The 24,173-nt window shown below is 65.2% G+C and carries 20 protein-coding genes; 9 read left to right on the forward strand and 11 right to left on the reverse strand.

The features are described from left to right. Window positions 1-67 precede the first annotated feature (67 nt). Window positions 68-1,225, forward strand: a complete 1,158-nt coding sequence (locus tag RBB46_RS03455) for a class I SAM-dependent methyltransferase (RefSeq protein ID WP_306027483.1) — start codon at window positions 68-70, stop codon at window positions 1,223-1,225. Here the strand turns inward: RBB46_RS03455 and RBB46_RS03460 are convergent, their stop codons facing one another. Next, entirely contained in the window at window positions 1,226-3,958 is a 2,733-nt protein-coding gene (locus RBB46_RS03460) for an HAD-IC family P-type ATPase (protein WP_306027485.1), read from the reverse strand. A gap of 87 nt (window positions 3,959-4,045) precedes the next feature. Further along, window positions 4,046-4,981, reverse strand: coding sequence for a LysR substrate-binding domain-containing protein (locus RBB46_RS03465; protein ID WP_306027487.1), 936 nt, complete (start codon window positions 4,979-4,981; stop codon window positions 4,046-4,048). Between the two features lie 80 nt (window positions 4,982-5,061). Here RBB46_RS03465 and betC point away from each other — a divergent pair, with 80 nt between their 5' ends. Continuing rightward, window positions 5,062-6,609, forward strand: coding sequence for a choline-sulfatase (betC, locus tag RBB46_RS03470; protein WP_306027488.1), 1,548 nt, complete (start codon window positions 5,062-5,064; stop codon window positions 6,607-6,609). Window positions 6,610-6,651: 42 nt separating this feature from the next. Further along, window positions 6,652-8,298 carry a BCCT family transporter gene (locus tag RBB46_RS03475; protein ID WP_306027489.1) on the forward strand — a complete coding sequence of 549 codons (1,647 nt, stop codon included), beginning with the start codon at window positions 6,652-6,654 and terminating at the stop codon, window positions 8,296-8,298. A 118-nt stretch (window positions 8,299-8,416) separates the two neighbouring features. On the opposite strand, the gene RBB46_RS03480 is transcribed toward RBB46_RS03475, so the two are convergent. Next, the gene (locus RBB46_RS03480; RefSeq protein ID WP_306027491.1) at window positions 8,417-9,526 is read right to left on the reverse strand and encodes a fatty acid desaturase; all 1,110 of its coding nucleotides are present in this window, start codon (window positions 9,524-9,526) and stop codon (window positions 8,417-8,419) included. Window positions 9,527-9,742: 216 nt separating this feature from the next. Here RBB46_RS03480 and RBB46_RS03485 point away from each other — a divergent pair, with 216 nt between their 5' ends. From RBB46_RS03485 to RBB46_RS03495, 3 genes are all read left to right on the forward strand, one after another. Beyond that, window positions 9,743-10,276, forward strand: a complete 534-nt coding sequence (locus RBB46_RS03485) for a hypothetical protein (RefSeq protein ID WP_306027492.1) — start codon at window positions 9,743-9,745, stop codon at window positions 10,274-10,276. Further along, on the forward strand, window positions 10,263-12,434 hold the full coding sequence (locus RBB46_RS03490) for a bifunctional diguanylate cyclase/phosphodiesterase (RefSeq protein ID WP_306027493.1): 2,172 nt from the start codon (window positions 10,263-10,265) through the stop codon (window positions 12,432-12,434). Before RBB46_RS03485 ends, RBB46_RS03490 begins: the two co-directional genes overlap by 14 nt. A 115-nt stretch (window positions 12,435-12,549) precedes the next feature. Next, a complete protein-coding gene (locus tag RBB46_RS03495; protein WP_306027494.1) occupies window positions 12,550-13,749 on the forward strand; it encodes a lytic murein transglycosylase in 1,200 nt (399 codons plus the stop codon). A 3-nt stretch (window positions 13,750-13,752) separates the two neighbouring features. On the opposite strand, the gene map is transcribed toward RBB46_RS03495, so the two are convergent. From map to RBB46_RS03510, 3 genes are all read right to left on the reverse strand, one after another. Next, a complete protein-coding gene (map, locus tag RBB46_RS03500) occupies window positions 13,753-14,532 on the reverse strand; it encodes a type I methionyl aminopeptidase (RefSeq protein WP_306027495.1) in 780 nt (259 codons plus the stop codon). Window position 14,533: 1 nt separating this feature from the next. Continuing rightward, a complete protein-coding gene (locus RBB46_RS03505; protein WP_306027496.1) occupies window positions 14,534-14,740 on the reverse strand; it encodes a ParD-like family protein in 207 nt (68 codons plus the stop codon). 139 nt (window positions 14,741-14,879) lie between these two features. After that, window positions 14,880-15,161 carry a PilZ domain-containing protein gene (locus RBB46_RS03510; RefSeq protein ID WP_306027498.1) on the reverse strand — a complete coding sequence of 94 codons (282 nt, stop codon included), beginning with the start codon at window positions 15,159-15,161 and terminating at the stop codon, window positions 14,880-14,882. 266 nt (window positions 15,162-15,427) lie between these two features. On the opposite strand from RBB46_RS03510, the gene RBB46_RS03515 reads away from it, so the two are divergent. After that, window positions 15,428-15,886 (forward strand): DUF4864 domain-containing protein, encoded by a 459-nt coding sequence (locus tag RBB46_RS03515; protein ID WP_306027499.1) that lies wholly within the window; start codon window positions 15,428-15,430, stop codon window positions 15,884-15,886. A gap of 72 nt (window positions 15,887-15,958) precedes the next feature. On the opposite strand, the gene tgt is transcribed toward RBB46_RS03515, so the two are convergent. From tgt to RBB46_RS03540, 5 genes are all read right to left on the reverse strand, one after another. Then, window positions 15,959-17,104 carry a tRNA guanosine(34) transglycosylase Tgt gene (tgt, locus tag RBB46_RS03520; protein ID WP_306027500.1) on the reverse strand — a complete coding sequence of 382 codons (1,146 nt, stop codon included), beginning with the start codon at window positions 17,102-17,104 and terminating at the stop codon, window positions 15,959-15,961. Beyond that, window positions 17,101-18,201: a tRNA preQ1(34) S-adenosylmethionine ribosyltransferase-isomerase QueA gene (gene queA, locus RBB46_RS03525; protein WP_306027502.1), complete on the reverse strand. Its 1,101-nt coding sequence runs from the start codon at window positions 18,199-18,201 to the stop codon at window positions 17,101-17,103. Before queA ends, tgt begins: the two co-directional genes overlap by 4 nt. Window positions 18,202-18,311: 110 nt before the next feature. After that, window positions 18,312-18,761 (reverse strand): PACE efflux transporter, encoded by a 450-nt coding sequence (locus RBB46_RS03530; RefSeq protein WP_306027504.1) that lies wholly within the window; start codon window positions 18,759-18,761, stop codon window positions 18,312-18,314. Between the two features lie 169 nt (window positions 18,762-18,930). Continuing rightward, window positions 18,931-19,338 carry a hypothetical protein gene (locus RBB46_RS03535; RefSeq protein WP_306027505.1) on the reverse strand — a complete coding sequence of 136 codons (408 nt, stop codon included), beginning with the start codon at window positions 19,336-19,338 and terminating at the stop codon, window positions 18,931-18,933. Between the two features lie 230 nt (window positions 19,339-19,568). Continuing rightward, window positions 19,569-20,396 (reverse strand): tetratricopeptide repeat protein, encoded by an 828-nt coding sequence (locus RBB46_RS03540; protein ID WP_306027506.1) that lies wholly within the window; start codon window positions 20,394-20,396, stop codon window positions 19,569-19,571. A gap of 865 nt (window positions 20,397-21,261) precedes the next feature. Between RBB46_RS03540 and parE the strand changes: the two genes are divergently transcribed. Then, complete coding sequence (parE, locus tag RBB46_RS03545; protein WP_306027507.1) at window positions 21,262-23,331, forward strand: DNA topoisomerase IV subunit B; 2,070 nt, start codon at window positions 21,262-21,264, stop codon at window positions 23,329-23,331. 15 nt (window positions 23,332-23,346) lie between these two features. Further along, window positions 23,347-24,159, forward strand: a complete 813-nt coding sequence (locus RBB46_RS03550; RefSeq protein ID WP_306027508.1) for a sulfotransferase family 2 domain-containing protein — start codon at window positions 23,347-23,349, stop codon at window positions 24,157-24,159. The last annotated feature ends 14 nt before the right edge of the window (window positions 24,160-24,173 follow it).

Consider the following 24,173-nt stretch of genomic DNA (forward strand, 5'->3'; position numbering starts at 1 on the left):
CTGTCCGTTCCGGTCATTGTTGCGGATTTCCCCGCCGTTCGGGGCGCCGCTCGTCCCGAACCGCGCCTTGTCGGGTGAACCGGGCGGGACTGTGGCAACGCCTCCCAAAACCGGAAATTTGCCGGCGGACGCGGCAGCGTTTCGGTTATGGTCAGGATCCCGCGCCTCCCACGCCGCGGGTATTTCGATTCAATGGGCAGTCCTGGCAATGACATCCTGTTCGGTTTGCGGCAATGGCGACTACGTCTTTCACGGCGTTCTGGAAGCAAAGCTGATCGGCCAATGGCAGCTTTCCGCCGAGGAGGCCGCCTATATCGACGCCCAGCAGGGCACCCGCTGCACGCAGTGCGGTTCCAGCTTGCGGGTGGCCGCTCTCGCCGACGCGATCCTCGCCGCTCTCGACCATGCGGGGCCTCTGGTGGATTTCTGCCGCTCGGATGCCGGTGCGATGCCGCGCGTCCTCGACATCAACGGCGCGGTCTTCATTTCCGATGTCCTGTCGGTGCTTCCCGGCTACGTCAGAGGCGACTATCCGGAGGTCGACATGCTCGACCTCCCCTACGCGGACGAGAGTTTCGACATCGTCCTCCATTCGGACACGCTCGAGCACGTGCCCAACCCGTTGCGTGCGCTGGAGGAATGCCGTCGCGTCCTGGTTCCGGGAGGACGTCTCTGCTACACGGCGCCGACCATTGTCGGCCGGATGACGCGCAGCCGTGCAGGCTTGCCGAAGAGCTATCACGGCGATCCGAAAGCGAATGCCGACGACTATCTGGTGCACACCGAGTTCGGCGCGGACATGTGGTGCTACCCGCTCCGCGCCGGGTTTGCCCATGTCGGGCTCCACCAGCGCGACTTTCCGGCGGCGATCGCGATCACCGCATCGCGGGCAGGTGGGCCGGCCGTCTCCCCGTCATCCGCCAGGCATCTGACCGGATATGTCGATGTCGCCGGACCCGATCTCGTGGCAGGCTGGGCCATGGACCAGACCGGGATTTCGGCAGTTGCGGTCGACGTCATCATCAATGACACGGCCACAATCCGGGCACCGGCACAGAAACACCGTCCGGATCTTCAAGGTATATACGAAACGTCGGGTAACCATGGTTTTCATGTGTTGCTCGATCGCTCGCTTCTAAGGCCAGGAACCAATCGGGTGACCGTCTGTTTTGCCGGAACCGATGTGCAGATCCCCAATGGTGACCAGTATTTTCAATTCTTCTGATCACGCTTCCGCCCGGCCGCGGCGCACGGCAAGACGGAGCTGCTTTTCCGTTTCGACGAGAGCCAGGAAAACCACGCCGATCGCAACGACGAGCGCGCCGTCTGCCAGTGGAACCGAACGGGTTCCGAAAACCTCCTGCAGCGGCGGAAAATAGGTGATTGCGAACTGGGCCGCCGTTATCGCGACAACGCAAAGCCAGACCACTGGCGTACCGCGCACGGCTTTTAAGGTGAGCGAGGTTCCGTAGATGTTGCGAATGAAGAAGAGATGGAAGATTTCCAGCACGACCAGCGTGTTGAGCGCCAAAGTGCGGGCCAGTTCGTCGGAATGCCCTTTGTCGAGCGCATAGGTGTGGATGCCGAAGATCGCGCCGAGGAACAGGAGCGAGACCACGACCACATGCCAGATCAGGCCGGCGCCCAGGAGCGGCTCTCCACGCGGCCGGGGCGCTCGCTTCATCGTGTTTGCCTCGGTCGGCTCGAATGCCAGCGCCAGTCCGAGCGTGATTCCGGTGATCAGGTTGACCCAGAGGATCTGCACCGGCGTGATCGGCATCGAAAGGCCGAGAAACAGGGCAACGATGATCGTTGCCGCCTCGCCGCCGCTGGTCGGCAACGTCCAGCTGATCACCTTCTTGATGTTGTCATAGACCGTGCGCCCCTCGCGCACCGCCGCCACGATCGAGGCGAAATTGTCGTCGGCCAGAACCAGGTCGGCGGTTTCGCGCGCCGCATCGCTTCCCTTGCGGCCCATCGCGATGCCCGCATCGGCGCGCTTGAGGGCCGGCGCATCGTTGACCCCGTCGCCCGTCATGGCGACGGTCAGGCCGTGTGACTGAAGCGCACTCACCAGCCTCAGCTTGTGCTCCGGGCTGGTTCTGGCGAAGACATCCGTGTCAACGACAATGGCGGCCAGTTCGGCCTCGTCCACCGCGTCCAGTTCCGTGCCGGTCATCACCCGCTCGGGATTGGTGAGTCCGATCCTCCCGGCGATTGCGGCGGCGGTTCCGGCATGATCCCCGGTGATCATCTTGACCCGGATCCCGGCCCGCTGACACTCGACAATGGCGGCAACGGCTTCCGGCCGCGGCGGATCGATCAGCCCCACGAGCCCGAGCAGCACCAGGTCGCGGCCAAGTTCCTCAGCCGACAAAGTACCGTCTTCTGCGGGCCGGTTCGACACGGCAAGCGCCAGCACGCGCTGCCCCTTCGCCGCGATCGCCTCGATCTGGCCGTACCAGAAGGATGCGTCCAGCGGCTCGCTCACGCCGCCGGGGCCACGCTGGCTGGTCGTCATTGCGAGAACCTGTTCCGGTGCACCCTTCACATGGATCTCACTGAAACCGTCGGGACTTCGGTGAAGCACCGCCATGTAGCGATGGGCCGCATCGAAGGGGATGGTATCGAGGCGGACCCAATCGGCGAAGGGGGCAGCGCCCTCGCCGGTGATCTTGCCGGCAAGCGCCTTCAGCGCACCTTCCATCGGATCGCCTTCAGCGCGCCAGCCATCCTCGCCGGACAGCAGTGCCGCATCGTTGCAAAGCGCGGCGGCGCGCGCCATCTCAAAAAGGACCGGATGCGCGGCGAGATCGACATCGGTTTCCGCCGAGGCGAGCCGCAGGGCCCCTTCCGGCGCATATCCCTCCCCGGTGACGGTGTAGACATTGCCGGCGGCGGCCACCGCGGCGACGAGCATTTCGTTGCGCGTCAGGGTTCCCGTCTTGTCAGTGCAGATGACCGAGACGGAACCAAGCGTCTCGATCGCCGGCAACCGGCGGACGATGGCGTTGCGCCGGGCCATCGCCTGTACGCCAACGGCAAGCGTGATGGTCAGGACCGCCGGCAATCCTTCCGGTATCGCCGCCACGGAGAGGCCGACGACCGACATGAAAACTTCCGGGAAACCCATGTGGCCGACAAAATAGCCGTAGACGAGCAGGATCCCGGCAATCAGCAGGATGAGCACCGTGAGCCAGCGTGCAAAGGCATCCATCTGGCGAATGAGCGGTGTGGTCAGTTGCTCGACCCGGGCAAGCATGCCGCTGATCCGGCCGATCTCCGTCTCTCTGCCGGTGGCTACGACCGCACCGAGCCCGCTTCCGGCGGAAACCATCGTGCCGCTATAGGCCATGCAGGTGCGATCCCCCAGCGGTGCCGGGAGCGCGACAGGGGCCAGCTGCTTTTCAGCCGGCACGGATTCGCCGGTGAGGATTGCCTCGTCGATGCGCAGCCCCCGCGCTTCGATCAACCGGATGTCAGCGGGAACCTTTTCTCCTGCCTCCAGAATCACGACGTCGCCGGGCACGAGACCGGCGCTGTCGACGCTGCTCCGGCGGCCGTCGCGCAAGACGGAACTGTGTGGCGCAAGCATGTGGCGAATGGCGTCCATCGCGGTTTCCGCCCGTCCTTCCTGGACGAAACCGATGACCGCGTTGGCGATCACCACGGCGAGGATCACGCCGGTATCGATGAAATGGCCGAGGCCCGCGGTGATGGCGGCCGCCCCGATCAGCACATAGATCAGCACATTATGGAAATGCGCCATAAAGCGCAGGACGGGGTGTCGGCGGGGCGGTTCGGGCAACCGGTTCGCTCCGCGGGTGGTCAGCCGTCGGCGGGCTTCGTCGGAGGAAAGACCCGACTTCTGTGTCGCCAGGCCGGCAAGCACCTGATCCATCGCCAGCGCATGAGCGGGTCTGTCGTCGTCCGTCAAGGTTGTGTCGGCTTTGCTCATGCGCTCCTCGCAAGCCCCGTTTGCAACGCGGCAAGACTGACCGGGGCCCATCCTCGCGTACAGGCAGGAAAACACGTAGCGGCGGCATCAGCCCGTTGATTTCGCGCCCCCGCTCACCTCTTCCAGGATCCAGTCATGGACCCGGTTGGCGGCCGGAGACGGGGTCTCCTGACCCATGTGGATGAAATACCCCCTCCCGCTTGCGGCGACATCGGGCACGGCCGGCACCAGTTCGCCGTGCGCCAGCAACTCGTCGATCAGCCCGTGCCAGCCGAGCGCCACGCCGAGGCCCGCCTGCGCGGCGCGCACGACGATATCGTAGCTTGTGAAGCTGGTACGTTCGCCGTGCGAATGAGCCTCGATGCCGAAATGGGCGAACCAGCTTCCCCAGTCGTGCCAGTGCGAGGTCGGCGGGGTTGCAAGGCTGAGAAGCGGTAGGCCGACGAGGTCTGCCGGAGCGCGGAGCCCGGGATGATCGGCCAGGAATTCCGGGCTGCACACCGCCGAGACGCGCTCATCCATCAGTTTCGTCTCGCGCGCCTCGATATCGTCGCCTTCGGCCATGCGGATCGTCAGGTCGACGCTGAGCCCGGCAGCCAGTTCCGGCTGTTGCGAGGTCAGCATGGAAATGTCGATCGGATGGATCGCGTCGCGCAGGCGCGCCAGCCGTGGCAGCAACCAGAACGAGGCGAAGGCGAAGTCGACGGAGACAAGCACCGAAGGGGTTCGCTTTCGATGGGTGAAACGGCGGAAATTGGCGGCGAGATTTCCAAGCAGGGGCTCGACCGTCGCCAGCAGCTCCGCCCCCTGCTCCGTCAGGCGGACGCCGCGATGCGTGCGTTCGAACAAGGTGACCTGGAGGCTGTCCTCGAGGTTTTTCAGGCGCTGGCTCAATCCGGGCTGGGAAATGCGCAGCTCGCGCGCGGCGGCCGACAGCTGGCCATGGTGCGCGACCAGGACGAAAGCGCAAAGGCCGGCGGCGTGCCGGCTCATCATGATATAATCAAGGCTTATATCACTCATAGAAAAGTCTCTGTGGAAGCGCCAGGTTCAATCAGCCAAGCTAAGAAATTCATTAATTCACGGGTTTTGCGGCGGGGGCAATGCAGAACAACGGCGCGCACGAAAAGACGCAGGCGGCTGGAACCAGGCCGAACATCCTGATCTTCATGGTGGATCAGCTGAACGGGACGCTGTTTCCCGACGGTCCGGCCGACTGGCTGCATGCGCCGAACCTGAAACGCCTGGCCTCGCGCTCGGTCCGTTTCGCCAATGCCTACACCGCCTCTCCGCTCTGTGCGCCGGGCCGGGCCTCGTTCATGTCCGGCCAGTTGCCGTCGCGCACGAGGGTCTATGACAACGCCGCCGAGTTTGCCTCGGACATCCCCAGCTACGCCCATCACCTGCGCCGCGCCGGCTACCAGACCTGCCTTTCCGGCAAGATGCATTTCGTCGGGCCGGACCAGCTGCACGGGTTCGAGGAGCGGCTGACCACCGACGTCTACCCACCAGATTTCGGCTGGACGCCCGACTATCGCAAGCCGGGCGAGCGGATCGACTGGTGGTATCACAACATGGGCTCGGTGACGGGCGCGGGCGTCGCGGAGATCACCAACCAGCTCGAATATGACGACGAGGTCGCCTATCACGCCACCCGCAAGGTGCTCGACCTTTCGCGCGGCAACGACGCCCGCCCCTGGTGCCTGACGGTGAGCTTCACCCATCCGCACGACCCGTATGTGGCGCGGCGGCGCTACTGGGACCTCTATGAGGACTGCCAGCATCTGCTGCCGCGCGTTCCGGCGATGGATTACGCGGCGCATGATCCGCATTCCAAACGGATTTTCGACGCCAACGACTGGCGCTCCTACGACATCACGGACGAGGATATCCGCCGGGCGCGTCGCGCGTATTTTGCCAATGTCTCCTATGTCGACGACAAGATCGGCGAGATTCTCGATGCGTTGGAGCGCAGCCGCCAGGAAGCGGTGATCCTGTTCGTTTCCGATCATGGCGACATGCTCGGCGAGCGCGGATTGTGGTTCAAGATGAGCTTCTTCGAGGGCTCAGCCCGGGTGCCGCTGATGATCTCGGCCCCCGGTCTTGCGCCGGGGCGGATCGCCGCGCCGGTCTCGACACTGGACGTGACGCCGACGCTTTGCGCGCTGGCCGGGGTGCCGCTCGACGAGGTGGCGCCGTGGACGGATGGGGAGAGCCTGCTGCCGCTGGCCGGGGGTGCGCCGCGCACGAGCCCCGTGGCGATGGAATATGCGGCCGAGGCCTCCTACGCGCCCCTGGTGGCGCTGCGCGAGGGGCAGTGGAAATACACGCGCTGCCGGCTCGACCCGGAGCAGCTCTTCGATCTCGACGCCGACCCGGACGAGCTATCGAACCTCGCCGGCGATCCGGCCCATGGCGAAATTCTCGCGCATTTTCGGACGCTTGCCGAAAACCGATGGGACCTCGACCGATTTGACGCGGAGATCCGCCAGTCGCAGGCCCGCCGCCTCGTCGTCTACGAGGCGTTGCGCAACGGCGCCCATTTTCCCTGGGATTACCAACCGCTGCAAAAAGCCAGCGAGCGCTACATGCGCAATCACATGGACCTCAACGTCCTGGAGGAGAGGCAGAGGTTCCCCCGCGGCGAATGACCTTCCCGCCGCGACAACAACAAGCAAAAAGGAACAGACCAGATGAGTGTGAAACCACCCCTGCTCGACCTGCCGATCAAGATCGCCGAACGCGGCTTCTACAACGGCTTCATCCTTGACGTGACGATCACCTCGAAACTGGCGGTCGGGGCGCTGGTCCTGTGGGCGGTCGCCTTTCCCCAGCAGGCCAGCGACGTTCTCGCCGGATTCAACAGCTTTATCCTCGCCAACTTCGCGCTGTGGTATTTTTACGTGATGGCCGCCTTCGTGCTCGCCTGCATCGTGCTCGCGCTGTGGCCGACAGCCGGGCGCATGAAGCTTGGCGGTCCCGACGACAAGCCGGAATTCTCGCGCTTTTCCTGGTTCTCGATGATGTTCGGGGCCGGTATCGGCGTAGGCATGCTGACCTGGGCTGTGGCGGAGCCGATCTACCACTTCAAGAGAAACCCGGACGTGATCCAGGGCCTGGCGACGAGCGGCGGGGCCGACAATGTGCTCAACGCCTTCAAGTGGTCCTATCTCCACTGGGGGTTCTCGGCCTGGTCGTCCTATGCGATCGCCGGCCTGGCGCTCGGCTTCTTCGCCTATCGCCGCGGGTTGCCGCTGACCATCCGCTCCTCGCTCGCTCCGCTCTTCGGCCGCAGCCTGTCGGGTCCGATCGGCCATGCGATCGACATCGTCGCGGTGATCGCAACCATTCTCGGCGTTGCCCAGATGCTCGGCTTCGGCGTCGAACAGTTCGTTGCCGGCATGGCGCGCATCGGCATCGGCGACTGGCTGATCAACGAACAGGGCACCGCTTCCTCGCTTGGCATCATCGTCGCCATCGTCATCATCATGGGCGCCTCGACCCTGTCGGCGCTGTCTGGTGTCGGCAAGGGCATCAAGTGGCTGTCGAACCTGAACATGGTGCTCAGCACGTTCCTGCTCGTCTTCTTCCTGCTGTTCGGCTCGACCTGGTTCGGCCTCAACGCGCTGTTCGTCGGCGGGTTTGAATATCTGATGGCCCTGCCGTCGATGATCTTCACGGTCTATTCCGGCGAGGGCGAGACGGCCAAGGCGCTGGAAGGCTGGCAGGGTGCCTGGTCGGTCTTCTACTGGGCCTGGTGGGTGGCGTTCGCCCCCTTTGTCGGGCTCTTCCTTGCCCGTATCTCCAAGGGCCGCACGATCCGCGAGTTCGTCGTCGGGGCGGTGATCGCGCCGGCGATCATGTGCTTCGTCTGGTTCGCCTTTGCCGGGGGAACCGCGATCCAGATAGAACTCAGCGGCGTCGCGGGCGGCGCGATCAACTCGGTGCCGGACGGCGACAAGATCTTCGCCATGACCGGCCTGATGCTGTCGCCGGTGCTCGGCTGGCTGATGGCGGTGCTGATCGTCGTGCTGCTGATGACCTACCTGGTCACCTCGGCCGATTCCGCCGTGCTGATCGTCAACACGATCAACGCGGCCGGAGACGAGGGTCCCAAGGCACGGCCCCACATCCTGTTCTGGGGCGTCACGCTGGGGATGGTCGTTGCCGCGCTGCTGCTTGTCGGCGGGCTGAAGGCGATCCAGACGGCGATGGTGATCGGCGCCCTGCCCTTCTCGCTGGTGATGGTGCTGATGTGCGTGTCGCTGTTCAAGGCGATCTATCGCGACGGCATGCGCGAGCGGGCCGGACTGCAGACCACCTACGGCGAGGTCACCTGATCGCGGACCGGCGGCGCCTCACGGTGCCGCCGGTTGTCGCAAGACGAGCCGTGGTTTGCGTAATTTCGAACAAAGAATTGCGAAAAATTGCGCGTTTTTGTATCGAAATTGATCGATATCAGTTCAAGCGCTCACCCGTGCGCGGACAGCGCCGGGACTGGTCCTCACCCTGCAGCGGATTGCGGCGCGAGGTCTTGAAATCCCCGCGAACGTGATCCCACCAGTAGCCGAGATAGGAGCGCTCGGCGCGGGCGCTGAACACCTCCGGCGCGCCGCGCGTCAGTTCCGGCAGGCGCGTCCAGGCAACGTTCGGGAAGGTGTGGTGCTCGTTGTGATAGCCGGTGTTGAACAACAGCCGGTTGATCCAGCCATAGGTCGAGCGGGTCGGCGTCCCGGCATCGTCGCCGGGATGCTCGCTGAGCGACTGGCCGAGATTGGAGATGCCGAACTTGCCCAGGAAGATCGACAGCGCCCAGTTGTGGTAGAGCCAGCCGAGAAAGCCGAAGGCGGCGAACAGGAGAACATTGACGCCGAGCGACCAGGCAATGAACAGGCGGCGCTGCCACAGCGGCGCGCGGGTCGAGCGGACATGCCGCTCGCCGTCACGGGCAACACGGCCCGTCAATCGCTCGTAGAGGCGGGGGAATATCTCGTCTGAGATAATGAAGCCGAAGGGCAGGATGTGGACGACAAGCGTCGCAACGGTGAGCGCGCGCTGCAGCCGGGGACGCCCTTCCACCAGCATCTCCCGTGCCTTGAAGGCGCACAGGTCCTCGTGCTCGTAGTCGCGCTCGTAGTCGCCGATGAAGGGATGATGGCTCGACAGGTGCTCGTGCTGGTAGGTGAGCTGCTTGCCGAAGGAGCCGAGAATGGTCTCCAGGCCGAGATCGAAGGCGAGCTTCGCCTTCTCGCCGCGAAAGATCAGCCGGTGGGCGGTCTCGTGCACCAGCGCGCCGGCCGCATGGATGACGAACTGGCCGAACAGGAAGGCCGCCAGGAAGACGACCAGCAGGTTGCTGTCCGACACCGCCCAGGCCATGCCCCAGTGCAAGGCGAGGAGCAGCGGCACGAAAAGCGCCGTACGCGGGTCGGGGCCGGCAAGGTCCCGCAGGCCGGGATGCGCCTTGAGCGTTTCCTTGCGCATCTGCAGGTGCCGACGCGCCTGCGGCGAGATGCTTTCGCGGGCCTGCGCCTCGCCCGTCGTCCCTGTCGCCTGAACCGTTTCCATGAAATGTCCGGTTTTCCCACGTTCCACGGGCAAAGGGTGGAACGCGAGACGGCCCGGATGTCAAACGGAATTCGCTCCCGCACGCTCCGCCGCGACCTGAGACCGCGCCTTGCGGGCAGAAAGTGACGCAGGGATATCCGGTAATTTTAGCGCCTGGCTTAAACAGCCTTTCACGACTCGCCATTAGTGTTGGATGGTGGGGGTTCGGAGGTTTGAATGGGTCAGGTTCTCAAGGCTTTCGCCGCCCCGTTTCTTTTTGCCGCGCTGGCCGCAGCCTTTTCGGCGGCCGCGCATGCCGATACGACCGGTGTCGAGGCGATCCATGCGCGCTCGGCCGGCGCGGATCTCGACGCCGTGCGCCGGGACGTCGGGGAACTGGCAGCCCTGGCGGAAAAACATATCGGCGACAAGGGGCTGCGTCAGGCGTTGAAGGATTTCGGCACCGCGCCCTGGGTCCGCGATGCCAATGGCCTGCATCTTTGGGGTGTGACCGTTTCGGGTGTAAGCTGGTTCGACACCGGCCATCCGGAGCTTGTCGGCATCGATGTGAGCAACATCACCGACATCGAGGGACGCTTCTGGGCGAAACTGGCGGTGCGATCGGCTCTGGGCACGGGCGACAAGGTGTTCCTGCTGCTGTTCCCGCACCCGAAGACCGGAAAGTCGGCTGTCGGCTTCCATAGCTGTTTCGCGCTGGAGGACGGCGAACGCGTTCTGTGCGCGGGAGCATTCGAAGATGCGTCGAGGTAGAAAGCTGGCCGGCCGTCTGCGGTTCTCCAACTGGTCGATCCTTGCCAAGGTGATGGCCGGACCGCTGGTGATGCTGGTCGCCCTGACGCTGATGACATTCGTCGCGTGGCAGACGTTGAAGACGCAGCGCACGGCGATCGTGTCGGGTTTTGCCGAGTTCGAAATCGCGCTCGATCGCGCCTATCACGTCTCTCATCACCTGGCCAGCGTCGAGGCGAACCTCTACAAGCTCTCCATGTGGAGCGAGATCGGCGTGCGCGGCGCCGAGCTGGAAGGCACGCTGCGCTCCATCTCCTACAATCTCGAAATCAGCGATACCGACATCGCCAAGATGCAGGAAGCCGGGCTGGAAGGCGCCGAGGAGCTGCGCGCCGCGTTCGCGGTCTACAAGCAGAACACCTCACAGGCGGTGCTGCTGATCCTGCGAAACGCCACGCTCGGCGCGGTCGCGACGCGCGGCGGCCACCAGACCTACGCGCGCGTCGAGAGGCTTGCGCAGTCCATCGCCACCCAGGCCTCCAGCGATTTTCGCGAGGCGACTGATCGCACGTCCGCCATGTCCGACCGCCTCGCCCGGGACTTCATCGTGGCCGCCGCGCTGACAGGCCTGATGGCGATCATCGTCAGCTTCGCCGCTTCGCGCGTGATCACGCGCCCGATTCTGGGGCTGGTGCGCACGGTGCAGTCGCTGCTACGCGGCGATCTTGCCGTGGCCGTGCCCTTCGTCGAGCGCCGCGACGAGTTCGGCCGGATCGCCGCCTCGGTGCGCGAATTGCAGCGCGTCATGGTGCAGAACCGGCTGCTCGCCGACGAACGCGAACAGAAGCAGGCGGAACTGGAACATATCGCCAGCCATGACGGGCTGACGGCAGTGGCCAACCGCAAGGCCTTCGACACATTCCTCGACGCGATCTGGCAGGACACGCAGGAAGGCGGGGAATTCGTCTACCTGCTGGTCGATCTGGACAGTTTCAAGCCGATCAACGATGCCTACGGCCACGACGCGGGCGACGCGGTGCTGAAGACTTTGGCGCAGCGCTTCCGCGAGTTGACGCGACCGGGCGACTTCGTCGCGCGGCTTGGGGGCGACGAGTTCGGCATCGTCGTGCCGCTGGCCGATCACCGGCGCGACCCGGAAACCATCGCGCGACGGATCCTGGAGGCGACGACCCGGCCGATCCCGTTCAACGGTCGGGAACTGCGCGTCGGCGCCAGCATCGGCGTTGCCTGCAGCCGGGATGTCTCCGGCGCGGCGCACGAGCTGATGGCAGCCGCCGACCAGGCGATGTATGTCGCCAAGCAAGAGAAGCGACCTTCCTACTCGGTCTATTCACCCAGCATGATGCCGGAGCGTTTCGGCCTGGAAGACAAGGAAGAGATCGAGACGGCGCTGGAACGCGGCGAGTTCGTCATGCACTACCAGCCGAAGGTGCGGCTGGGCACCGACGGTCATGCCGGTTTCGAGGCGCTCGCCCGCTGGCAGCATCCGGAAAAGGGTCTGTTGCCGCCCTCCTATTTCCTGCCCCGGATCGGCAATTTCGGGCTGCAGGGCAATTTCACGATGGAGGTCGCGCGGCAGGTGTTTTCCGACCTTCGCCGCTTTGCCGCAGCCGGGCTCGACACCGGCGGGGTCGCGATCAACCTGGACGAGGCAACGCTGGCGACGCGCAGCGGCATGGATGCGCTGCACGGCCTGTTTGCCGAGAACGCCGAGTTTGCCCGCCTGATCACCCTGGAAATCACCGAGGACGTGTTCATCGCCCGCTCCGCCGACATCATCCGCGACAATGTGGAGATGCTGGCCGCACTCGGCATCCGCATCTCGATGGACGACTTCGGCACCGGCTACGGCTCGTTCAAGCACTTGCGCGAATTCACCATCCACGAGTTGAAGATCGACACCCAGTTTGTCGCCGGCATCGGCCGCGACAAGTCATCCGAGGTGATCATCGACGGTTTTCTGGCGATCGCCTCGGGCCTTGGCGCGGATGTTGTCGCGGAGGGCATCGAGACACCGGAGCAGCAGCAATACCTGACCCGGCGCGGCTGCCATTTCGGCCAGGGCTTCCTGTTCTGCCGTCCCCTGCCCTTCGACGGTGCGGCCGCCTATCTGGAAGAACGTGCGCCGCTGGCCCGGGAGAAGACGAAAGTCGGCTGAGGAGCGGCACCCGGGTTTCGTCCGTTTGAATTTTCCGCCCCCGGGGCCTTGTCTAATCCTGCCGGCATCGACCATCATCGGCGCGCCGTTTGCTTTGCTCGACAAGGACCCGCCGATGACCACCCGCCTCTCGTGCCGCCCGCTTGCGGGCCTTGCCCTTGCCGCCGTCTTCCTCGCGCCCCTGCCCGCGCTCGCCAACACGCCCTGTGGCGGGGATTTCGGCGCCTTCCTGAACGGTGTCGCCGAAGAGGCCCGCGCCAAGGGCCTGCCGGACGCCGCCATCCGCCAGACCCTTTCGGGGGCGCGGATAGACCGCACGGTGCTGTCGCGCGACCGGGCGCAAGGCGTCTTCAAGCAGGACTTCCTCACCTTCTCCAAGCGCTCTGTGAGCGGCTACCGGCTGAAGCACGGCGCCGGCAACATGAAGAAGTTCGCCAGGGTCTTCGCCAAGGCGCAGGCCGACTACGGCGTGCCCGCGCCGGTGATCACCGCCTTCTGGGCGCTGGAGACGGATTTCGGCGCGGTGCAGGGCGACTTCAACACGGTCAACGCGCTGGCGACGCTTGCCCATGACTGCCGGCGGCCGCATCTGTTCCGCCCGCAACTGATCGCGGCGATCGAGATGGCGGCCCATGTCGACCTCGACCCGGCGCGCACGACCGGCGCCTGGGCCGGCGAGATCGGCCAGGTGCAGATGCTGCCCGAGGACATCATCCGTTTCGGCAAGGATGGCGATGGCGACGGCCATGTCGACCTGAAAAAGAGCGCGGCCGACACGATCCTCACCGCCGCCGGTTTCATCAAGAATCTCGGCTGGCGGGCGGGCGAGCCATGGCTCACCGAAGTGAAGCTGCCGGCGAGCCTGCCCTGGGAAAAGACCGGGCTCAACTTCGACACGACCGTCGGCGAATGGGCGAAGGCAGGCGTTACGGCGCGCGAGGGATCGCTGCCGGCGGCGAACCTGCCGGCGGCGTTGCTGATGCCGCAGGGGCACAAGGGGCCGGTCTTCCTCGCCTATCCGAATTTCCGCGTCTATCTGGAGTGGAACCAGTCCTTCATCTACACGACGACGGCCGCCTATCTGGCAACGCGGCTCGCCGGCTCCTCCCGCTACGATCCGGGCAACCCGGAGCCTGGCCTGTCGGACGCCGCCATGCGCCAGTTGCAGGAGAAGCTTGCCGCCAGGGGCCACGATGTCGGCAAGATCGACGGGATTCTCGGCGCCGGCACCCGCGCGGCGGTGCGGGCAGAACAGCTGCGCCTCGGCGTTCCGGCGGACGGCTGGCCGACGCCCGCGCTCCTGTCGCGGCTTTGAGGGTCAGGCGCTCCGCGCCAGGAACCGCGTCTCGTCACGGCGCAGGGTCAGGACGTCGACGCCGGTTTCGGTAACCGCGACCGTATGCTCGAACTGGGCGGACAGCTTGCGGTCGTCGGTGACGACGGTCCATCCGTCCTCCTCGGTCGAGACCTTGCGGGTGCCCTGGTTGATCATCGGCTCGATGGTGAAGACCATGCCCTCGCGCAGCTTCGGCCCGGTTCCCGCCCGGCCGAAATTCAGCACTTGCGGCTCCTCGTGCATCTCGCGGCCGATGCCATGCCCGCAATACTCCCGGACGACCGAACAGCCGTTCTTCTTGGCGTGCCGCTCTATCGCCGCGCCGATATCGCCCAGATGCGCGCCCGGCCGCACCTGCCCGATCCCCTTCCACATCGCCTCGCGGGCGACCCGCACGAGCCGCCGCGCGGCCGGCGAGGCATCGCCGACGAGATAGGTCTTGCTGGAATCGGCGATGAAGCCGTTCTTTTCGAGCGTGATGTCGAAGTTGACGATATCGCCGGTGCGGATGATCTCCCGACGGCTCGGCACGCCATGGCATACGACGTGATTGACGGAACAATGCAGGACATGTTCGTAGCCGTATTGTCCCTTGCTCGCCGGGCGCGCGGCCAGGTCATCGGTGATGAAACGGTCGACGAGGTCATTGACCTGCAGTGTCGACATGCCGGCGAGGTCCTGCCCGTCCAGCATCTCGAAAACCGACGCCAGCAACCGTCCCGAAATGCGCATCAGCGCCAGTTCGTCCGGTGTCTTGACCATGTCAGGCGACCGCCGCACCCGCGTCCCGCGCGGACGCCGCCTCAAGCTGCATCCTGACGATCTCGTTGAACGACAGGGCCGGATTGGCTTCCGCCAGCATGCCGATCTTCATCCAGAATTCGGCCTGCGCATTGATGGACCGGCACATGACCGTGCTGGCCCGCCGCAGGTCCTCGTGCAGATCATCGCCGATCTTGACGATCCCCATGAGTGCCTCCCGATAACGATGTGAATATACGATTCATATATGATTCGTATATAATCATGCAATCGTTCGAACGAAAGACACCGGGGAAGATTCTGTCGCGGTTGTGGAGGGTTGTCTGACCGACTTGCCGAGCGGATGCCTAGCCGGCGTCCGTGCCCTTGTGCAGGAAGCGGATGCCGGCCTCGTCGCCATTCAGCCAGACGAGTTCCGCATCGACCTTGATGCCGCGCTTGGGAAACTCGAAGGCAAAGCGCTCGCTCAGCCGGCCGTGACCGTTCATGCGCACCCGGCAACCGTTGATGCTGAGATCCTCGACCGTGCACGCAATGGAGACGCCGCGATCCACGATGATCGCCGGGATTGTGCAAACGGCTCTGGGAGCCGCGCGGATCTCTCCACGAACATTGGGCTTGTGGCGCATTATCAGCTCCGAGGGCGGCAGAGGCCGGTGCTACGGCTGCATACGAATTCAATTGTATGAATATTGGTAGCGCAAGTCTCTCAACGGAAGATGAAGATCGACGGCGAAACCGACGCGCCGGGCGAACGCACGAATGCACATCCGACAGGGACGACTCGGCGTATCATTATAAGACGCGGCGTTTGATGCCGGCACGACACCGGTCGCGACGCCCTCACCCGCCCTCCGCCCGCGAGGCGGTCGGCCGACCCAGCCGGAGGTCCGCGATGACCCGTGCCAACATCTGCGTTGCCGCAAGACGCCTGCCGTTTCTCCCCTTGTTGCTCGCCGTGCTGATGGCGCTGTCGCTTGTCGTCCAGGCGGGCCTTGCGCGCGCTGACGACGGAGGAACGCTGCGCTCCCTGATCGAGGGCCAGATCGCCGCCTTCCGCTCGGGAGACGCGACCACCGCCTATTCCTATGCGGCGCCGAAAATCCGGAAAATGTTTCCCACGCCCGACCGTTTCATGCGGATGGTGGAGCGCGGATATCCGCCGGTCGTGGCGCCGCGCGCGGTCAGTTTCGGCCAGTTGCGCGACACCGCGCGCGGGCCCGTGCAGGAGGTCTACCTGACGGATGCGGGGGGCACCGACTGGCTGGCGCTCTACACGTTCGAGCAGCAAGCCGACGGCAGCTGGAAGATCTCAGGCTGCGTGCTGACGAAGAGCCCCGGCGCTTCCGCCTGAGGCGGCGCATCTTCGGTCTGATGGCGCCAGGTCGCCTCTCGGTCAGTCCAGCGACGCCAGGTCGCCTCTCTGCTAGTCCAGCGGCGCCAGGTCGCCGCGGGCCCAATCCTCGCGCGTCTTCGCCCGGAAGTCCTCGAAGCGGCCCTCCTCGATCGCGGCGCGCATCTCGCGCATCAAGGTCTGGTAATAGGCGAGATTGGTCCAGGTCAGAAGCATGGCGGCCAGCCCCTCGCCCGCCTTCACAAGATGGTGAAGATAGGCGCGGGAATAGTCGCGTGCCGCCGGGCAGTCGGAGGCCTCGTCGAGCGGGCGCGGATCGTCCGCATGGCGGGCGTTCTTCAGGTTCACCTTGCCGTAGCGGGTATAGGCGAGGCCGTGACGCCCGGCCCGGGTCGGCATGACGCAGTCGAACTGGTCGATGCCGCGCGCGACACTTTCCAAAATGTCCTCCGGCGTGCCGACGCCCATCAGGTAGCGCGGCTTGTCGACCGGCATCGCCGGCGTCGTCACCTCCAGCATCGCCAGCATCACGTCCTGCGGCTCGCCGACCGCCAGCCCGCCGACCGAATAGCCCTCGAACGGCATCTCCCCCAGCGCCTCGGCCGAGGCAATGCGCAGGTCCGGCACGTCGCCGCCCTGGACGATGCCGTAGAGCGCCTGGCCCCTGCCCGGTCCGCCCATCTTCTCGAACTGGGCGCGCGAGCGCTCCGCCCAGCGGAGCGACAGGCGCATGGCGCGCTCCACGTCCTCGCGCGGCGCGGGCAGCGCGATGCATTCGTCGAGCTGCATCTGGATATCGGAGCCAAGCAACTGCTGGATCTCGACGGAGCGCTCCGGTGTCATCACATGGCGCGAGCCGTCGATATGGCTCTGGAAGGTGACCCCTTCCTCGGTGAGCTTGCGCAGCTGCGCCAGCGACATGACCTGGAAGCCGCCACTGTCGGTGAGGATCGTGTGCGGCCAGTTCATGAACGTGTGCAGCCCGCCGAGCCTGGCGATGCGCTCGGCACCCGGCCGCAGCATCAGGTGGTAGGTGTTGCCGAGCACAACGTCGGCGCCCAGTTCGCGCACCTGGCCGAGATACATCGCCTTGACGGTAGCCTGCGTGCCCACCGGCATGAAGGCGGGGGTCGAAACCCGGCCATGCGGGGTGACGATCTCGCCGCGTCGGGCCATGCCGTCGGTGGCCAGAAGGCGGAAGGAAAAGGGCGCGGTCATACGGGGTCCTTCGGGAAGAGCAGCGAGGCATCGCCATAGGAGTAGAAGCGATAGCCCGATGCGATGGCATGGGCATAGGCCCCGCGCATCGTGTCGAGACCCGACAGCGCCGAAACCAGCATGAACAGGGTCGAACGCGGCAGGTGGAAATTGGTCATCAACGCGTCGATGGCGCGGAAGCGGTAGCCGGGCGTGATGAAGATCGAGGTCTCGCCGGCAAAAGGCGCCAACCCCTCCTCCCCTTGCGCGGCGCTCTCCAGGATGCGCAGCGAGGTTGTGCCGACGGCAACGACCTTGTTGCCGCGCGCCCGCACGGCGCGCAGGGCGGCGGCGGTTTCCGCGCTCACCGTGCCCCACTCGGCATGCATCCGGTGGTCGGCGGTGTCGTCGGCCTTGACGGGCAGGAAGGTGCCGGCGCCCACATGCAGCGTCACCGTGTGGCGTGTGATGCCGCGCGCGTCCAGCGCGGCCAGAAGCTCGGGCGTGAAATGCAACCCGGCCGTCGGCGCGGCGACAGCCCCGTCCTTGTCGGCGAAGATCGTCTGGTAGTCCTGCCGGTCCTGCTCGTCCTCGCCGCGCCTGGCCGCGATATAGGGCGGCAGCGGGATATGGCCGGTGGCGGCGATGGCCTCGTCCAGCATCGGGCCGGAGAGGTCGAAGGCGAGCAGCACCTCGCCGCCCTCGCGCTTTTCGGCGACGGTCGCGTCCAGCGTGCCGAGCAGGCAGGCGCCGTTCCCGCCGCGCGCCGGGTCATGGACGAAACGCACCCGGTCGCCGACGACAAGCTTCTTGCCCGGACGGGCAAACGCCCACCAGCGATCCTCGCCGGCGCGCAGATGCAGCGTTGCCGAAATGCCGGCGACCGCCTCGCCTCGCGTGCGGGTGCCTTCGAGCTGCGCCGGGATGACGCGGGTGTCGTTGAAGACGAGCGCATCGCCCGGCTGAAGCAGGGCCGCAAGATCGCGCACCCCGGCATCCGTGAGCGGCGGCGTTTCTTGCGGGCGCACGACGAGCATGCGCGCGGCATCGCGCGGGCGGGCCGGCCGCAGCGCGATCCGCTCCTGCGGCAGGTCGAAATCGAAGTCGTCAACACGCATGGAATTCGGCAACTCGCTGGTGAACCGGGCCGGCCGCGGCCGGTTTTGCCCCGGATCCGCCACAGGCCACGGCTCTTAGCCGCCCGCCGGAAACGGGTCAACCGTGGCGATCACGTGCCGCTCGCCTCGCCCGCGCGCGCCTCGCGCCCCGAGGGAACCGGGAAGACGAGATCATAGGCCCAGTTGAAGACGAAGGCATAGACCACATAGAACCCCGCGAAGGACACGTCCATCAGCAGCGCCTGGACGAGCGATACGCCCAGATACCAGGCGATGAAGGGCATCAGCAGGACCAGCAGGCCAAGCTCGAACAGGCCGGCATGGACGAGACGCAGCCACAGGGTCTTGCCCACATGACCCCTTGACCGCAGCAGCGCGTGGTCGAATGCGAGATTGAAGACGTAGTTCCAAACGGTCGCCAGCGTCGCGCCGACCAGGGCGACGACACCGATCTCGTTGATCGGAGCATGGAACGCCCAGGCACCGAGCGGCGTGACAAGCGCCAGGCCGATGATCTCGAAGGAAACGGCGTGGCGGATACGGTCGGCGGTGGTGCGCATGAAAGTTCCCTTTCCGGGTTTTCGGGTCGTCCCGAATGTTCAGTCCCGGATGGGGGAGGTCGTCCTCGCTTGCCGCTGAGATAGGATGTGCGGCAAGCGGTTCAAGGCCCGGGCGCGCGGCACCGTCGCCTCGACTACTCTTGAGGGTTCAAAAAATAAAGCATCCCAGTTAATTCTGACAGATCAAAGAACCGCAGAAGGAACCCTTGTTTTTAACGCACTTCTTCGGTTCATCGAGGTGACCAAGCTTACAAAAGTAATCAACAGTACCGGATGCCATTACGGATCCAATACCAAAAATTTCCCAAATCTTTAATACTTCCTCTTCGTTATGCAAATGCGCCCCTATTGAGTTGTAGTTTGCATGGCCGAGCATTCCATCTTTGAATTCGAGAGTCCTAGAGAAATCAAGAAGCTCTTCGGAGCTCGCTCGATTGAGAATCGAGACAGAATCCTTCAAATATTCAGGAGTATTACTTGATTTTAGGATAGACAGAAACTCCTCAGCTGAACGGGCCAAGGGGATGTTTCTGCTCACAATTTCCGACAGTTCATCGTAATTGGTTGCGAAATCCATGTTTTCTCCCCCCCAAAATTGAGTAAAATTCAAAATTACATTCTTTGCGTGCGCCCCACAATAATACAGTAAGTAAAAAAATCAAAATGAAATCATAACATTATGGGTAACCGACAACCTACCCGAGCACGTGAAGGTCTATTGGGAGGCAAGAGCAGGAGAAGCGGCCGTTTGTGCAGAATACCAGTACGCTGCCGGCGACCTGCCGGCGCATGGCGGCATGCAGCGGCCTATTCGGCCTTGCCGGCGATCAGCGAGGGGTTCTTCGCCAGCCAGTTGTCGGCAAGCGTCGTGGCGCGGCGGCGCACCTTCTCGGAGGCAAGGCCGAAGCTGCGCTCCTGCGCCTCGGTGATCCACATGTTCTCCTGGCCCGCGACGCGGCGCTGGGCGACCGTCAGCCACATCAGCCCGGCCGTGCGGTTGTCGGAGCCGCCGAATTCGCCGTTCGACAGCAGTTCGCCGAGTCGCGCCTGGGCGTGCAGATGCCCTTTCTGGGCGGCGAGCTTCAACCAGCGCGCGGCCATGTGGGGATTGCGGTCGGGCTCCTCGAGATAGAGCATGCCGAGGTGATACTGCGCGTCGGCATCGCCGAAGTAGGACGCCGCATAGGTGAAGATCTCGCGGGCCCGGGTCACATTGGGCTGGATGGCACTGTCATGGATGCCGGTGAGATAGTAGGAGCCGAGCTCGACAAAGGCGCTGGCGATGAACGGTGCGCGGGGCGAACTGGGGCTGTCGTCGGCGTAGTTCGAGGCGATCTGGCGGAAATACTCGAACGCCTTGATGTCGTCTTCCTTGACGCCGTCGCCGCGCGAATACATCCGGCCGAGCTTCCACGCCGCAAGGGGATGGCCCTGTTCTGCCGCGAAACGCAGGGAATCCAGCGCGCGTTCCTTCTCGCCCGCGTAATAGAAGCGGGTGCCGTTGCGCAGTGCCTCGCCGGGAGAAATGTCGGCATTGTCCCGAACGGCGCCAGAAAGCTTCGCCGCAGCCTCCGCAGCGGTTTCCTGCGCGACCGCCGAAACCGGCGCCGCAAGCAAGACCGCCAAGGCACACACGACGCCTGACCCTTTAGTCCAACCAGTGATCCGCATTATCGACCGCCTCGCATACGCCGGACATTCTGCCCCGTCGATCGGCCGTGTCGGCCGGTTCCCCGGGAGGCGTGTCCTTCGCGCACGCGCCTTCATCCTTGTTTTTCGCGAGTCCGCGCCTGCCGCGAGCGACCTTGTCGCAAGGGCCGGCCAGACCCGTCGGGTGTGATGACACGCTTGCCGCGCGCCGCCGTCCCCCCCCAAATCACCAGGCGTTCAATCCTGGCCTCTTTCAAACCCGCGCCCTGTCAGGGCACGCCCCGGAGCCTGTTTCAAGGACCCGGCCGGGCCTCGGGAAAGACCCTTGACCCAGTGGACGCGAGACTAGACCGGCAACTGGGCAAGAGTAGGACCTCACCGGTCATTCCGCCGCCGCATTCCCGCCGGGCGCGTCTGGAAGAACTCCACGTTGGCCGTCAAAAAAAGGCCGAAACACGGCAATCGTGACACGATCGGGCCGGTCATTGCAGAGTCCTGCAACACTGTTGCCGGTCGGCCACAGAACCCCGGCTCACTGCCGGGGCAAAGGCAATCAGCCGGCGACCACCAGGATCACCGCATTGGCCAGCAGCAGGCCGGCGGCGACAAGTTCCACATGCGCGCCGAAGCGCCTTGACGAAGCGGTCATATTGACTTCCTCCTCCAACACACGGTCGGCAAGCGGAGACCTCGACGCGGTCTCCCCGCGACCTGGATGCAGTCTATCCGCGAGCGGTTGAAAAACGGTTTTCAACGGGCCTGCGCTTGATCCTTGGACGAATCCGTCGCACACGGCAGAATCATGAGTGATTCGGGGCCGGCCAACACGCGCCCCGCAACCGGACAAAGCATGACCACGGACCACGACCTCTTCGAACAGGGCTCCGGCCTGCCGACCCCGAAGCCCGCAGCAGCCGAGGACACGGCCAAGGCGCCGGCGGCGCCCCAACGCGCCCGGCGGACCGCGCCAGCGCGCACGGAACGCGGCGACGGATCCGACTACACGGCGGAGCATATCGAGGTCCTGGAGGGGCTGGAGCCGGTCAGGCGGCGGCCGGGCATGTATATTGGCGGCACCGACGAGCGTGCCCTGCATCACCTCTTCGCCGAGGTGATCGACAATTCGATGGACGAGGCGGTTGCCGGCCATGCCAGCTGGATAGAGGTGAGCCTGTCCGCCGACGGCTGGCTGTCGGTGGCCGACAACGGCCGCGGCATCCCGGTCGATCCGCATCCCAAGCACAAGGACAAGTCGGCGCTCGAGGTCATCATGACCACGCTGCACGCGGGCGGAAAGTTCGACAGCAAGGTCTACGAGACCTCCGGCGGCCTGCACGGCGTCGGCGTTTCGGTGGTCAACGCGCTGTCGGAGGAGCTGGTCGTCGAGGTGGCGCGCGCCCGCAAGCTCTACCGCCAGACCTTCCGGCGCGGCCTGCCGCAGGGCGGGCTGGAGACGGTGGGCGATGTGCAGAACCGCCGCGGCACGCTGGTTCGGTTCCGCCCCGATCCGGAGATCTTCGGCAAGGGCGCGACCTTCAAGGCGGCGCGCCTGTTCAAGATGGCCCGCTCCAAGGCCTATCTCTTCTCCGGCGTCGAGATCCGCTGGCGCTGCGCGCCCGAGGTGGCGGAGCGCGAGAGCGTCGAGGCGGAGGCCACGTTCCACTTCCCCGGCGGCTTGCGCGACTATCTTGCCGACGCGCTCGGCAAGGAACGGCGGGTCATCGACGACACGTTCGCCGGGCGTACAAAGGATACCGGCCGGCACGGCTCGGTGGAGTGGGCGATCACCTGGTTCGCCGGCGACGGTTTCATCAATTCCTACTGCAACACGGTGCCAACGCCGGAAGGCGGCACGCACGAGGCGGGCCTGCGCTATGCCCTGCTGCGCGGGCTGAAGGCCTATGCGGAGCTGACCGGCAACAAGAAGGCCTCGATCATCACCGGCGACGACATCGTCACCTCGGCCGGGGCGATGCTTTCCGTCTTTATCCGGGAGCCGGAATTCGTCGGCCAGACCAAGGACAAGCTGGCAACGGCGGAGGCGACGCGCATTGTCGAGAGCGCTGTGCGCGATGCCTTCGACCACTGGCTGACCGCCTCGCCCAACCAGGCCAACAAGCTGCTGGAATGGGTGATCGACCGCGCCGACGAACGGCTGCGCCGGCGCCAGGAAAAGGACGTCGCCCGCAAGACGGCGGTGCGCAAGCTGCGCCTGCCGGGCAAGCTTGCCGACTGTTCCTCGAACCAGGCGGCGGGATCGGAATTGTTCATCGTGGAGGGCGACTCGGCCGGCGGATCGGCCAAGCAGGCGCGCAACCGCATGAACCAGGCGGTGCTGCCGCTGCGCGGCAAGATCCTCAACGTGGCCAGTGCCGGGCGCGACAAACTGGCCGCGAACCAGCAGCTCGCCGACCTCGTCCAGGCGCTCGGCTGCGGCACCGGCAAGACCTATCGCGACACGGACCTGCGCTACGAGAAGGTCGTGATCATGACGGATGCCGACGTCGACGGGGCGCATATCGCCTCGCTGCTGATCACGTTCTTCTACCGTGAGACACCGGACCTGATCCGCAACGGGCACCTGTATCTCGCCGCCCCTCCCCTGTATCGCCTGACGCAGGGCGGCCGGACGATCTACGCCCGCGACGATGCCCACAAGGACGCCCTGCTTGCCAGCGAGTTCAAGGCCGGCTCGAAGGTGGATATCGGTCGTTTCAAGGGCCTGGGCGAAATGCTGCCGGCTCAGCTCAAGGAAACCACGATGGACCCTTCCAAGCGCAACCTGCTGAAAGTGGAGATCGACGAGAGCGAGGCCGCGGGAACCGGACCGGCGGTTGAGCGGTTGATGGGCAACAAGCCCGAGGCGCGCTTCCAGTTCATCCAGGAAAACGCGCGTTTCGCGGAAGAGCTCGATATCTGAGGCATGGCAACGCGGATGGCATCCCCGTCCACACTGCCGCTGACCTATCAACCGGGAAAGGCCGGTGCCTTGCTGACGGCACTCATCAATGCCTACCTGCGCCGGAGGCGGCCCCTGCACGACCACAGCTTCCTGGTGCTGGCCGGTCACGGGCTGGCCTTTGGCCGCTGTCCGAACGCAGCCAGCGAAGGCATTCGAACCGCATTGCTGCGTCTCGCCGGCGCCCCGGCCGGCATGCCGGGACGCCCCCGCTACGCGACCGGAACCCTGTCGTCCTGGACCGACGGGCTGACCCTTCTGTCGGGACGGCAACTGACGCGGCTGCACCCGCAGGCACTGGTCTTCACCGTGGTGCGCGATCCGCTGACACGGGCCGCCTCGTGTTTCGACAAGCTGGAACGCGGCGTGATCCCGCCTTCGGAGCATGATCCGGTTCTGGTCAACGGGCTCGACTTTGCCCGGTTCGTCTCCCGCATCTGCGCCACGCCGGACTGGCGCAGCGCCAATGCCTATCGCAGCCAGACCTCGATCCTGGCGCACAAGAACCGGCTGCTGCCCACCCGGGTGCTGCGCTACGAGACGGCGGACACCGACTGGGAGGCACTGCGCTGGGAGGTGGCGGCGCGCAGCGATGCCGACATCGGTCCGCTGCCGGCGATCGCGGATGCCGGCGAGCAGCGCATCGCGGAGCTGACGGGCGGTCTCGATCCGGCCTTGCGGCTGGCCCTGCGTCGCCGCTACGCCGCCGACTACCGGGCGTTCTACGAGGGCACCGACCTGGCCGTGCCGGTGATGGGGCCGGTGACAGGGCCAATGAAGGGCCAGTGACAGGACCTGCGACG

It is taken from the genome of Stappia sp. MMSF_3263 (assembly GCF_030733745.1).
Taxonomy (GTDB): domain Bacteria; phylum Pseudomonadota; class Alphaproteobacteria; order Rhizobiales; family Stappiaceae; genus Stappia.